The following is an 11,338-nucleotide window of genomic DNA, read 5'->3' as shown; positions in this document are numbered from 1 at the left end:
CTTCTTTTCCCGGCAACAGCCAGTACATGATATACCATGCCTCTATAACAATTGGCTAACCGTGCAATAGCTCGCCTTCTATCCATTAATTATAAATCTTTGATATACCACACATCACAAGCATAATGCTCTGTTTCACTTAATGGCTTATCCAAACGTTGAAAACCTTGCTTCAGATAGAAACGATTTGCAGCGCTCATATTGCTCAGCGTCTCCAAGTAACAGCGATTATAATGCCGTCCGGCAAAATTTAGAGCTGTCTGCAGTAGATCTTGGGCAACACCCGTTCCTCGGGTATTTTTGGCTGCATACATTTTCTGGAGTTCACACACTTCCGGATGTCCTTCTACAGGGCCAATTCCACAGCCTGCCACAATCGTTCCTTCTTCTTCCACAACCCAGTATTTAGAACCTGGCTGCTGGTATAAATAATAGAAGCGACCAAGTTCAGGATCACTCCAGGCTGTTCCAGGCTTATCAGCACCGAATTCCTTCAAGCATGTCCGGATCAGCTGCTCGACTGGCTGATTATCTTTTTCTTCTATTTCCCTAATTCGCATACTTCCACCTCTTACGCTTCCCGTTCGAAAATCAGCTCGATACTTAGAGCCATTCCGTCATGCCCTGGAATCGGGTTCATGCTATGTAAACGCCAGCCTTTTTGAGCGTATTCCTGCACAACTTCCCGATAGTCTGTTTTCATCTTACCCGAAAAAGCCTTCATCTGAATTGTTTCAAATGCGTATGTCAACATCCACGCTTCCCCCTTGTATCTCCTATTTAACAAAATGTATCTACAGTCTTTTAACCAAAAAATATTGGGTATGTCCAACCGGATGATCCTCTAATTTCCCGTACACTGTATAGCCATGTTTTTCGTAGAAACGAGGAGCCTGAAAGCTAAAGCTATCAAGTTTGATAAGTCTAGCACCTTTTTGTTTGGCGAAATTCTCAGCTTCGGCTAATAGCTTTGCACCTAGGCCTTCCTTACGTTTTGTTTCCTCCACCCAAAGAAAATCAATATGCATATGCTGCCAGAAAAGTGTGCAGGTAACACCACCTACTATACTCCCTGCTTCATCTCGAACTGTAAACGCAGCGGTTTCCTTTTTTGATTTCACCTCTGCTGGGAGCTGTTCTGCATTATAAGCAATAAGTCTTTCCCGGATATATTGACTTACTTCTTCATTGCTCTCCTGTATTATCCTCATTTTCGTTTCCGCCTCTCAAAAAGAAACGCTCGGTTTCGTCAAATAGGATACCCCTGTCTTCAAGGCTTGCCCAGCCATGATCTGCCCCAGATACTGTCACAAGTTCTGCCGATTCTGGATATACCTCCATATACTTCTCCGCATACACAATTGGGGCAATGTCATCTGCGTCGCCATGGATGATTTTCACTAGACCTTGGTAGCTTTTAGCTGTTCCATAAATGTCTAATGTCTTTACATCTTCTATTAATGCAGGTCCAAGCTTTCTACCGCGTATGTCCATGTAACCTTGCTTTTTAATGATATCGACGGATTTTCCTTGGATGGTGCCTTGCTTCATGATTTCATCGACAATCACAGCTGCTGGTGACCATAAGCAAAGCGACTTAATCAGCTCCGGATGCTTACCGGCAGCTATACTGGCTACGACACTTCCAAGACTCATCCCTAGCAAATGGAATTGATCTGGATCGACCTCAGGATGCTGGCGGCAAAAATGAATAAGTGCGATTGCTTCTTCTATTTCCCTCGATACGGTCAAATCGAAGAAATCTCCTTCACTTTCTCCACAACCACTGAAGTCAAAACGGAACACCACGAAGCCGGCAGATTCCAGCTGATTCCCCATTCGTACAAAACTATCCTGGTTTCCCATACGATTTGAAGCGAAGCCATGCAGCATGAGAAGTGCAGGAAACGGTCCTTTGCCTTCAGGAATATGTACAGAGCCTTGCAGCAGTGTATCCTTATGTTTATATACGAGTGTCTTCTTCATTTTAAATTCCTCCTTATTTTACCATTATCCAGATGATTGTATAGAGAATACAAGGGATACAGAAATACAAAAACGCCGCTAATTTTCCTTGTTCCTGCATTTGTCCTTTGATTGCATGATAGATAATGCCTCCCGAAACGAACGCATATAGGCTGGACAGGGTTCCTGCACCTAATGAAAAAGTCGTACCAAGAAGCCAGCCACCAAGTACTCCGACTAAAAGCAGCCATCTGCCTATTCTCCTGAAAAAGCGCGGACTTTCCTGAGAGAGTTGCAAATCTGATGAAAACAAATAAATACCTAAAGCAGTAAAATAGAATATAGTTTCCTGTGCATTTCCTATTTGACCATGCAATAAAAGATATCCTGTTATGATATTGAAAAGCACATAGTAGGCAACAGGAATAGCAGCACGCACATGCAGACGAGGATTTTCCTCCCTATATGCTGACTGCATCATTTCCAAGCCATAATTCATTACCAGGCCAAGCATGGCCACTAGAAAACCATGACTGTTCAGCATATCAACAAGATTACTCGAGGTTGATTTCTCTACGGTTCCCTGTGTCGTGCTGAGATTCGGTAAGGTAATGGAAAATACGTAAGCAATTGTTATTCCTCCTGAGATAGATCCCAGCCGATATCTAATGCCAGCAGGTATATGATCGAAATATGCTGACAAAAAATGAATCACTGCGAAAAGACAAACAAATACGAAACTTGTTAACAGCAAGATACTTCTTCCTCTCCATCAGATGCTAACCCATTTCCACTCTGGATCAAACCTAAACAAAAAAACCAGACAATTATCACTGTCTGGTTTTACAATCTATCACGCTTCTCCAAATTTAGTCCGATCTTATTCAATGCACGTTCCAAATTGGCTTCTATTGTTATGTCTTTTAATTCCATCTGCAGAGATAAAGCTTTTAATGCTAAATCCGGATGGAATCCGGTTAGAATTGGTTCCACACCGATAAGCTTCAGTAAGTTGGCTATCTTTAATAAAGAATTGCTTACAACATGATCAATCTGAGAGATACCAGATAAGTCGATTACTAGGTAATCCAAATTCAGCTCCTGGCTCTTCTGCAAAGATAGCTGAATGATTTTTTCAGATCTGTCCTCATTGATAAATCCGATGATGGGAAGCACTGCAACCCCAGAAGTAATCGGAACGAATGGCGCCGATAGATTTTGTATCTGCTTGTTGGCATTATCAAGCTCTAATACAAAAGTCAAAAGTGAAGCCATCGTTTCAAATAAACGAACATGTTCTTCCGTAAACGGAAATGATTTCGAGTCAAGCCCGCAAATGGTTCCGTAGTTTTCTCCGTTCTCAAAATAAATCGGAATCCCGATAAAGCTACCGCCCGCCAGGTTCTTTGCTACATCGAGTGATTGAGATAATTCGCTATTCGCCAAGTCAGGGATAATTAGAATTTCTCTCCCGTGATCGACACTGAGCTTGCACAATGTCTCATTGAAAGGAAGCTTTTCTCCTTCTTGAAGAAGTTTTTCTTTCTGATTAACCACTTTAATGATTTGATTATGAACGGTGTCATTTTTAGCGATAAATAATGTGTTAATCTTTACGAATTCACTGATAATATTTAGCACACCTTGTGCCGCTTCATCGAAATTATCAAAAGCACTTACACTTTTGGTCATCTCTGCAAATGTTTTCATTTCCAAGTACCTTTCTCCTTAAACATAATTCGAATATCATACCTTTACCCTAATTAGATTAAGTTATAACACATTTCACAAAGAAAAGTTAGTAATTTTGGCACATAAAAAAAGCGCGCCGCCTGAGCAGCACGCTAAAATTATTTAATTAGCTTTTTTATATGTTTCTGTCTGAGTTTCCGTCACATTTGCAAATTGCTCTCCGTCTTGCTTGACCATTTTCAACCAAGCTGCAAAACAGCCAACAACACAAGCTACTGCGAACACAATTAAAAGATAGATCATTTTGTGCACCTCACATAGTCATTTGATTATGATTATGCCATGGTTTAACGCAAAGGAAAACAATTTGTGACGATGTTCACAAACAGTTCAAATTTCACTGACACATAAGTGTCACACTTATTCCCCGATTCGGACAAGATATCTGCCGCGGGCATGACCTTGTAATAACTTAGGTAATGCTTCCGGCAATTGCTCCAGCGTCAATTCGTCGATAACGAAACGTTCCAAATCTCCAGGATTGAAAGCAGTTGCCAGCTGCAGCCATACTTTTTCCCGTGTTGGTTTCGGGCAATAAACAGAATCTATACCAAGTAAGTTGATCCCACGAAGAATGAATGGGAAGACACTGGTGGGAACTTTACCTCCGGCAGTCAATCCGCTTACTGCAGCAGATCCGTTATACTTGAGCTGGCTAAGGACAGATGCAAGCGGCTCCCCGCCGACCGGATCGACTGCTGCTGCCCATCTCTGGCTTGCGATTTGCTTTAGATTGCCATCATACACCTCGTCGCGTGCAATAATACGAGCAGCTCCAAGCTCCTTCAGATATTCGTGTTCCTCTTGTTTGCCTGTACTTGCTTCCACCTCAAAGCCCAGCTTGTACAATATAGCTACCGCAAAACTTCCTACTCCTCCGGTTGCTCCAGTAACAAGTACTGGACCATTTTCTTTATCCAGACCGTTCTCCAACAGACGCTGAACTGAAAGTGCAGCTGTAAACCCTGCTGTTCCGATAATCATTGCTTCTCTCGTCGTCATTCCTTCTGGCACTGGAACGATATAATCAGCTGGTACTCTTGCGTATTCGCTGTATCCCCCATGTCGTGCAACCCCAATTTCATAGCTCGTAGCAATAACATGATCACCCGGCTGGAAACGTTCATCCTCAGAGGAAACTACCTCTCCAGCTAAATCTATACCTGGTACGATAGGATAAGACTTCACTACATTGCCATTCGGTATTGTCGCTAGACTATCTTTATAGTTGACTCCGGAATAGTGTACCTTAATCAATACTTCTCCCTCCGGCAACTGGTCAACGGTCAATTCTTTCACTTGAACAGAGAAATCTTCTCCTTGTTTATCTGCAATCAATGCTTTAAATGTCTCATTCATCTGCATACCCTCCTACTATCTACATATTAATCTTTTTCATAATCAGACACAATTTATGCGCATTTTGCTGAAGAAATCATTTTCTGTATGTTATTACCCTTTCTGCAGCATTTACAAAACAGGAAGATAATCTTTCAAAATCTTGTCAAGTAATATGGCAAGCTATATTGCAGTGTGATATAATCTCGTGGTCTATCAGAGAAGAAACAATATATTAAAAGGAGGTTATCAGATGAAACAGATAAAGAAGCACTTCCTCAAAGACCTGGTATTCCTCATGGCTGGATCCTTTCTATTTGCCCTGGCAGTGAATATATTCGCCATCCCTAGTGAATTGGGTGAAGGCGGCGTAACAGGTGTTACTATTATCTTATTTTATGCTCTTGGCTGGGCTCCGAGTATTATGAACTTAATATTGAATGGTCTTCTGATTATCATAGGATACCGATTCCTAGATAAGCAGACCGTTTTTTATACAATCATTGTCGTCATACTGAATTCTTTCTTCCTTCATTTAACGGAGAGCTGGGAAATAGCGTCAGATCAGATACTTGTAAATGCAGTCTTTGGCGGTCTATTTGCCGGTGTTGGTATCGGACTTGTACTTAAAGTAGGAGGTACGACAGCTGGAACTGCCATCCTTGCCCGACTTGCGAATAAGTATCTCGATTGGAACACAAGCTTCGCCTTATTGTTCTTTGATTTGATTGTTGTAGCAGCTTCATGGTTCATCATCGGCACAGAAAAGCTTTTAATTACTGTGATCATGCTGTATATCGCAACGAAGGTGATGGAATTTGTTATTGAAGGATTAAATCCGAAAAAAGCAGTATTCATTATCTCCAATCAAAAGGATACGATCGCCAAAACAATTTCCACAAAGCTCGACAGAGGCGTTACCCTGCTGGAAGGACGCGGATACTATACACAGAACCAGAAGGAAATTCTGTATGTAGTTATCAGTAAGCAGGAATTGCTTCCATTGAAAAAAATCGTTCGCTCTATCGATACAAAAGCTTTCATCACGTTATATGATGTTCGCGATGTATTTGGTGAAGGATTTATGGATATTACAAAATAAGAGAAAAAAAGCGTGCTAATTTAGTACGCTTTTCTCTTATAGTTACGTATATTCACATGTTAAAATCATATTGAAATTTTTAGATTGCACACCAACAAGCATCTATTAGTATTATGTGCTATGGTTGGTATAATGAAACAATTTAAGAGAAATGATAGTTAAGACTTACTGCGTGACCGCAAAACTAGCATTGTAACTGGATAAAATTTATAATGTTACTTGGATGATAAAACGCACGAAAAAGGGGTACGGAAGCATTGGACAAGATAGAAATTGGCGGCCTCCAGTTTGCTTGGGAACTGGATAAAGGCAGATTCTTATACGAAGATCAGGATTCAGTACTTTTTTGGATTTCCAGTGCTATGCGTGAATTTTTTGACACGATAGAGGAGATCTCAGGGGAAGAGGTTTCCAACCTTGTTTTTGAAACAACAGGATATCGGCAAGGTTTGGTTGTCGGAGAATATTTCCAAAACAAACCTAATGTTGGTAGTCATGAAGCTGCGGAACTGATTACGAATACGTATGCTTCTGCTGGTTGGGGAAGGACTACCATCAAGAATCTTGATCCCGAAAAACGAACACTTACAGCAGAACTAGTTGACAGTTGGGAACATAAATTAAATATCGCTCAAGGAAAAACTGAGGGAGGTTGCTTCCTGCCTGCCCATTATGCGGGTATATTCACTGGCTTGTTCGGAACGAATATTTGGTACAAGGTAGAACACTATCAATTGGAAGGCTATGAGAGCACTGTTATCCATTACTTCCCTTCAGAAGTTACGGTTTCTGAGAATATCCATCAGTTAGCCCGAAAAAAAGAATCACAGCAAATACTTCAGCTGGAAGCGACAGTTGAGGATAAGACCCGGGAATTGAAAAAACTGGTACGTGATCTATCCTCCCCGATTATCCCTGTACTTGACCATGTCGTTGTCGTTCCTTTAATCGGTAAATATGATGAAGAACGATCCGAGGAGCTGTTATTCAAGACACTGGAAAATTTACCAGCATATAAAGCAAGATACCTGCTGCTTGATCTGACAGGACTGGATAAGGACGTTAGCCAATATACGGCGAACCTTATCAGCAAGGTTGGATCAGCTTCATCCTTGATTGGTACGCAGACATTACTAGTCGGAATCTCACCAGAGCTCGGTTTGCAGATCACAAACTCCGGCATTTCGCTTGCCACATTCGACTGTTTTCAAACATTACAGCACGGAATCCATTATGCGCTCGGGCAAATGGGTAAACAAATCATCTAAAATTAACGAACCTCTCCTTCAGTAGGAGAGGTTTTTTACATCTAGCACCATACGAATAAAAGGATACACCGAACCATTTGTCTGCTGATCGAAACGTTCAGTAAGTCGAAAACCAATTCGTTCGTACAATGTAATGGCTCGTTTATTGAAAGTAGCTACAGCAAGAGAAATATTTTCTGGGTGATATGTTTTTATGATGTAATCAACTAGAAAAGTTACGAACTCTTGCCCGAAACCTCTCCCTGTCAGATCAGGACGCATGCCAAACCCTATTTCTACTTCACCATTTTCTGTTTGGATACTGCAAAAGCCAACCACATCTTCCATCTGTGATACCGTAAAAACATTTCCTTCTCTTGCTTTGGGATCAAGGAATTCAGCCAAGTCTTCTTTATCTTGATCCATATCATAGAAAGCATAGAGGCCTTCATATCTCCACGTGTTCGCAATCAATTCAGCTTGCGACTGCGTCATAGGCCCAATCTGATACATTGTCATTCTCGCTGCCTCCGATCTGCTTGCCATTCATCCATATAAGCATGTTGCTGTCTCTTGTTATATGCTCTGAAACCTAAGTAGGTACCGATGATAAGACCTATCACAATTAGCAGAATAAGCGCAATGATAGCAACGGTGTAAAAAGATAATGCTGTCATGAGATTGTGACTCCCTCTGTTGTAATTTATTCTATTATAAATAGAAAACATATGGAAAACCAATACAAATATAGCTAATTGTGGTTTAGTGTAGCTAACCGTGAAGGATAGCTGTACACCAATTATAGAATTGTATTTAATTAAGGTCCCTCGAAGAATATGTACACACAAAACCGGCTATGAACTATAGTTCATAGCCGGTTACACTTCTTATCATTTATTCACTTTTGCTTCGGCCGCTTTAATTTCTTCTTCGGTCGGTGTGATTGTATTAGCCACCCATTCTTCTCGATATGCGTGGTCTAGAGCACTCAAGCCTTTCTCAGCATCATCTGTTTTTGCATCAGGACTTGGAAGCTTGTCCTCCCGCTCTTTATCCTGCAAATTTGATCCTGTCACATTTGGATCTTCCTTCTTGCGTTTCAAATAAGAAAAGGTACCTGCTGCTGCGGCTACTGCGACTGTTCCTCCTGCGATCCATCCAATATTCGTTTTCTTCATCTTGTTACTTCCCTCCACTCATTTGTGATGACTCAGTAACGCTCTAATTACATATTCCTTGTTTGCGCTTTCTTCAAACTATTATTAAGCTTCTTGTTTCAGCTCGAACTCTACAAGGTTTTCTCCAAGGACACTTAGTGTGATATGGTTGTCACTCATGTTAATATAGCCATATTTAGAGCTAGAAGTATCTGTAATACTTTGTCTTAGATTGCCTGGTACCTTCCGCTCGCCATTTTTATAGCATGTGTAGATATGATCAATTGTCACATCCGGTATATGCAGGACATTCTTCAAATAGTAGACTGCCACTGTATTGAACTTGATATTGGAATTTACTTCATATCGTTCTAGGTAATCACGGAATGGTTCCACACCGCTTTTACCTAGTAAGTCAAGGTCTTTCACCATGCTATAGGAGTCCTTATTCCGGCGAATCGGACGCTTTTTGATTGATTGGACTCGATTGGAGTCGACAACCGAAATATGCTGTACTGTTTCTGTTTCTGGCTCCTCTGTTGCTGCTGCCTCATAGCCATAACCCTGCTCACCAAGATAGCTTTTTACCATAATGTCGAAAACCTTACCTTGCAGGTTTTCCGGAAACTTCTGTATCACTGTCGAAATACGTTCCATTTCTGCTACTAATGCCTCGTACGACGTCGTCATAATTCCCCTCCCATAGCTTTTTCTATTTGTTTCTCGATTGTTTATGCTATTTCCTGCAAAAATTTCAATTTTTCTATATTGAAAGATTCCCTATGTTACCATTCCACTATCCTTATCTTTTCACACCTTCTTTAGATTAAGGGTTTTCTATGTAGAAAGAAGAGCAGATTACTGCTCTTCTCCTCCTGCTTTTTCTTCGGCTGCTTTTTGTTTATCCCATAGCCTGAAAAATGGATAATAAATCAGGAACGATAAGGCAAGAATGACAATCTGCAAAATTGCCCCAGATATGCTTCCTGTAATCAAATAACCCTGCAAAATCGGCGGCATTGTCCATGGAGGCACAATTCCAATTGGCTTTGCAACTATTCCCCAGTCCATAGCAAGATACGTAATCAGCACCGAGACAAGCGGTGTGAAAATAAAGGGTACGATCAGGAGTGGATTCATGACAATAGGCATCCCGAATAGTACTGGTTCATTGATATTGAATATACCTGGCCCGATACTCAGCCTTCCAAGCTGCTTCATCTGCTGACTTTTCGCAAATAACAGCATTGCTAACACCAGACCAAGCGTCGTTCCGGAACCTCCGATAAAGACGATATCATTGATTTCATTTGTTACGATATGCTGCACTGGTTCGCCAAGCTCAAAGGATTTAGCGTTCTCTGCTGTTAATGTCAGCCAAATCGGTCCTGTTACAGCGCCGACTATTGTCGCTCCATGCAAACCTGTGCTCCAGAGCAATGTAATTAACAGGAAGATAATCATTGTACCTGCAAGACTTGTTCCGATGGATGTGAGCGGTTTTTGCAGCAACACAGTTATGACGTTGTGGATACTACCGAAGGAACCTACGTTTTCCACTAGTAGTCGGATGACCCAGATAGCAATGATTGCAAAAAATCCTGGTATCAAGGCTGTAAAAGAACGAGCGACCGCCGGCGGTACACCGTCTGGCAGCTTGATGACTAAATTACGCTGTACGATAAATCTGTATATTTCTGTACACAGAAGCGCAATTAGCATCCCCACAAAAAGCCCCTTGCTTGTGAACATCGCTGTTTGATAAGCTGTCTCGGTAATATCAATGCCTTCAGGTGTCTTGCCGATGATATACGTTACATATGGTGTGCCGACGAAATATGCTGATAAAGATACAGCTCCAGCAGCAAGTGGATCCACTTTATATGACTCAGCCAAACGATAGCCGATACCAAATACAGCAATCAAGGTCATCAATTCAAACGTGCCGCGATATGGGTACAATAAACTCTCCTTGAGCTGCGGCCGTTCAGCAAGGAAATCCATATACGGCTGAATCGGGAAATTGGCTAGAATTAAAAAGAAAGAACCGATGATGATAAGCGGCATTGATAAAATAAGTCCATCACGGAGTGCATTTAAATGTCGCTGCTGCGCTACCTTCGCAGCGACAGGCATTACCTTATCCTCCAGGAACTGATTCACTTTACTCATGACTGTACCTCCTCAGCAGATTTACAGCAGTTTATGTAAACGCTTTCAATTTGATGAGCCCAAAAAATAAATTAATATGTATGAGCTTATTTGTTGCTATAACATTGTAATTGTATACAATTAAATTGTGCACAACTTAAAGTGAAAGGGGATGGCCATTCCTTGTCTATCGAGACGCTGCCATTAGATAAGCAGCTATGTTTTGCTTTGTATGCTTCCTCAAAGGAAATTGCAAAAGCTTATCGTGATAAACTTGCTCCTCATGGGATAACTTATCCGCAGTACCTCATACTGTCAGCTCTCTGGGATCAAGATCATCGTACAGTCTCTGAGATTGGAGCCGAGCTGCAGCTCGACTCTGGAACACTGACACCTATGATAAAACGGCTAGAAGAAGCCGGATGGGTACTTAGAATACGTCAAAAGCCAGATGAACGTCGAGTATACGTAGATCTTACAGAAAAAGGAAAAACATTAAAAGATGACGCAGCCTGTGCCGTTGCAGAGATTTGGAGCGATCTTAACCTAAATGAGGATACGTACCATGTCCTACTGAATCAACTGCATAGCATTACCGCCAAATTACAAAAAGGAGACGATTGAGA

Annotated in this window: 16 protein-coding genes; 3 read left to right on the top strand and 13 right to left on the bottom strand. The window is 41.4% G+C overall.

The genetic code is table 11. From position 1 onward, the window contains the following. Positions 1 to 89 precede the first annotated feature (89 nt). The 8 genes from GZ22_RS04225 to GZ22_RS04195 all read right to left on the bottom strand — a co-directional run bounded on the left by GZ22_RS04225 (position 90) and on the right by GZ22_RS04195 (position 5,076). Positions 90 to 560 (bottom strand): GNAT family N-acetyltransferase, encoded by a 471-nt coding sequence (locus GZ22_RS04225; protein WP_038559038.1) that lies wholly within the window; start codon positions 558 to 560, stop codon positions 90 to 92. An 11-nt stretch (positions 561 to 571) separates the two neighbouring features. Then, on the bottom strand, positions 572 to 754 hold the full coding sequence (locus GZ22_RS04220) for a DUF4177 domain-containing protein (protein WP_038559035.1): 183 nt from the start codon (positions 752 to 754) through the stop codon (positions 572 to 574). A 40-nt stretch (positions 755 to 794) separates the two neighbouring features. Beyond that, on the bottom strand, positions 795 to 1,211 hold the full coding sequence (locus GZ22_RS04215; protein ID WP_038559033.1) for a GNAT family N-acetyltransferase: 417 nt from the start codon (positions 1,209 to 1,211) through the stop codon (positions 795 to 797). Beyond that, the gene (locus tag GZ22_RS04210; RefSeq protein ID WP_051748017.1) at positions 1,186 to 1,986 is read right to left on the bottom strand and encodes an alpha/beta hydrolase family protein; all 801 of its coding nucleotides are present in this window, start codon (positions 1,984 to 1,986) and stop codon (positions 1,186 to 1,188) included. The genes GZ22_RS04215 and GZ22_RS04210 overlap by 26 nt, the downstream gene beginning before the upstream one ends. A gap of 13 nt (positions 1,987 to 1,999) precedes the next feature. Then, entirely contained in the window at positions 2,000 to 2,719 is a 720-nt protein-coding gene (locus GZ22_RS17965; protein ID WP_051748015.1) for a hypothetical protein, read from the bottom strand. 89 nt (positions 2,720 to 2,808) lie between these two features. Then, positions 2,809 to 3,675 (bottom strand): GAF domain-containing protein, encoded by an 867-nt coding sequence (locus GZ22_RS04200; protein WP_084160804.1) that lies wholly within the window; start codon positions 3,673 to 3,675, stop codon positions 2,809 to 2,811. A gap of 144 nt (positions 3,676 to 3,819) precedes the next feature. Then, positions 3,820 to 3,960, bottom strand: a complete 141-nt coding sequence (locus tag GZ22_RS18555; protein ID WP_164072027.1) for a hypothetical protein — start codon at positions 3,958 to 3,960, stop codon at positions 3,820 to 3,822. Between the two features lie 117 nt (positions 3,961 to 4,077). Next, entirely contained in the window at positions 4,078 to 5,076 is a 999-nt protein-coding gene (locus GZ22_RS04195; protein ID WP_038559030.1) for an acrylyl-CoA reductase family protein, read from the bottom strand. Positions 5,077 to 5,308: 232 nt separating this feature from the next. On the opposite strand from GZ22_RS04195, the gene GZ22_RS04190 reads away from it, so the two are divergent. Beyond that, on the top strand, positions 5,309 to 6,157 hold the full coding sequence (locus tag GZ22_RS04190) for a YitT family protein (RefSeq protein WP_217258988.1): 849 nt from the start codon (positions 5,309 to 5,311) through the stop codon (positions 6,155 to 6,157). A gap of 257 nt (positions 6,158 to 6,414) precedes the next feature. Further along, positions 6,415 to 7,425 (top strand): STAS domain-containing protein, encoded by a 1,011-nt coding sequence (locus GZ22_RS04185; RefSeq protein ID WP_038559028.1) that lies wholly within the window; start codon positions 6,415 to 6,417, stop codon positions 7,423 to 7,425. Positions 7,426 to 7,443: 18 nt separating this feature from the next. On the opposite strand, the gene GZ22_RS04180 is transcribed toward GZ22_RS04185, so the two are convergent. The 5 genes from GZ22_RS04180 to celB form a co-directional block, all read right to left on the bottom strand. After that, a complete protein-coding gene (locus GZ22_RS04180; protein ID WP_038559025.1) occupies positions 7,444 to 7,923 on the bottom strand; it encodes a GNAT family N-acetyltransferase in 480 nt (159 codons plus the stop codon). After that, positions 7,920 to 8,081, bottom strand: coding sequence for a hypothetical protein (locus GZ22_RS18550; RefSeq protein WP_164072025.1), 162 nt, complete (start codon positions 8,079 to 8,081; stop codon positions 7,920 to 7,922). The genes GZ22_RS04180 and GZ22_RS18550 overlap by 4 nt, the downstream gene beginning before the upstream one ends. Before the next feature lie 213 nt (positions 8,082 to 8,294). Then, entirely contained in the window at positions 8,295 to 8,582 is a 288-nt protein-coding gene (locus GZ22_RS04175) for a hypothetical protein (RefSeq protein ID WP_051748014.1), read from the bottom strand. 84 nt (positions 8,583 to 8,666) lie between these two features. Next, on the bottom strand, positions 8,667 to 9,251 hold the full coding sequence (locus GZ22_RS04170) for a hypothetical protein (RefSeq protein WP_038559023.1): 585 nt from the start codon (positions 9,249 to 9,251) through the stop codon (positions 8,667 to 8,669). Positions 9,252 to 9,419: 168 nt separating this feature from the next. After that, positions 9,420 to 10,733 carry a PTS cellobiose transporter subunit IIC gene (celB, locus tag GZ22_RS04165; RefSeq protein ID WP_038559020.1) on the bottom strand — a complete coding sequence of 438 codons (1,314 nt, stop codon included), beginning with the start codon at positions 10,731 to 10,733 and terminating at the stop codon, positions 9,420 to 9,422. Between the two features lie 162 nt (positions 10,734 to 10,895). On the opposite strand from celB, the gene GZ22_RS04160 reads away from it, so the two are divergent. Continuing rightward, positions 10,896 to 11,336 carry a MarR family winged helix-turn-helix transcriptional regulator gene (locus GZ22_RS04160; RefSeq protein WP_038559017.1) on the top strand — a complete coding sequence of 147 codons (441 nt, stop codon included), beginning with the start codon at positions 10,896 to 10,898 and terminating at the stop codon, positions 11,334 to 11,336. The last annotated feature ends 2 nt before the right edge of the window (positions 11,337 to 11,338 follow it).

Origin of the sequence: Terribacillus saccharophilus (assembly GCF_000725365.1) — a bacterium.
In the GTDB taxonomy this organism is placed as follows: Bacteria; Bacillota; Bacilli; order Bacillales; family Amphibacillaceae; genus Terribacillus; species Terribacillus saccharophilus.
Note: the sequence above shows the minus strand (reverse complement) of the source record. Positions and strands in the feature narration are given on the sequence as shown.

What these genes read in the sequence shown, in the direction of transcription:
- GZ22_RS04225 (WP_038559038.1), bottom strand. Translation starts at nt 560, where the DNA reads ATGCGAATTAGGGAAATAGAAGAAAAAGATAATCAGCCAGTCGAGCAG.
- GZ22_RS04220 (WP_038559035.1), bottom strand. Translation starts at nt 754, where the DNA reads ATGTTGACATACGCATTTGAAACAATTCAGATGAAGGCTTTTTCGGGT.
- GZ22_RS04215 (WP_038559033.1), bottom strand. Translation starts at nt 1,211, where the DNA reads ATGAGGATAATACAGGAGAGCAATGAAGAAGTAAGTCAATATATCCGG.
- GZ22_RS04210 (WP_051748017.1), bottom strand. Translation starts at nt 1,986, where the DNA reads ATGAAGAAGACACTCGTATATAAACATAAGGATACACTGCTGCAAGGC.
- GZ22_RS04200 (WP_084160804.1), bottom strand. Translation starts at nt 3,675, where the DNA reads ATGAAAACATTTGCAGAGATGACCAAAAGTGTAAGTGCTTTTGATAAT.
- GZ22_RS18555 (WP_164072027.1), bottom strand. Translation starts at nt 3,960, where the DNA reads ATGATCTATCTTTTAATTGTGTTCGCAGTAGCTTGTGTTGTTGGCTGT.
- GZ22_RS04195 (WP_038559030.1), bottom strand. Translation starts at nt 5,076, where the DNA reads ATGAATGAGACATTTAAAGCATTGATTGCAGATAAACAAGGAGAAGAT.
- GZ22_RS04190 (WP_217258988.1), top strand. Translation starts at nt 5,309, where the DNA reads ATGAAACAGATAAAGAAGCACTTCCTCAAAGACCTGGTATTCCTCATG.
- GZ22_RS04180 (WP_038559025.1), bottom strand. Translation starts at nt 7,923, where the DNA reads ATGACAATGTATCAGATTGGGCCTATGACGCAGTCGCAAGCTGAATTG.
- GZ22_RS18550 (WP_164072025.1), bottom strand. Translation starts at nt 8,081, where the DNA reads ATGACAGCATTATCTTTTTACACCGTTGCTATCATTGCGCTTATTCTG.
- GZ22_RS04175 (WP_051748014.1), bottom strand. Translation starts at nt 8,582, where the DNA reads ATGAAGAAAACGAATATTGGATGGATCGCAGGAGGAACAGTCGCAGTA.
- GZ22_RS04170 (WP_038559023.1), bottom strand. Translation starts at nt 9,251, where the DNA reads ATGACGACGTCGTACGAGGCATTAGTAGCAGAAATGGAACGTATTTCG.
- celB (WP_038559020.1), bottom strand. Translation starts at nt 10,733, where the DNA reads ATGAGTAAAGTGAATCAGTTCCTGGAGGATAAGGTAATGCCTGTCGCT.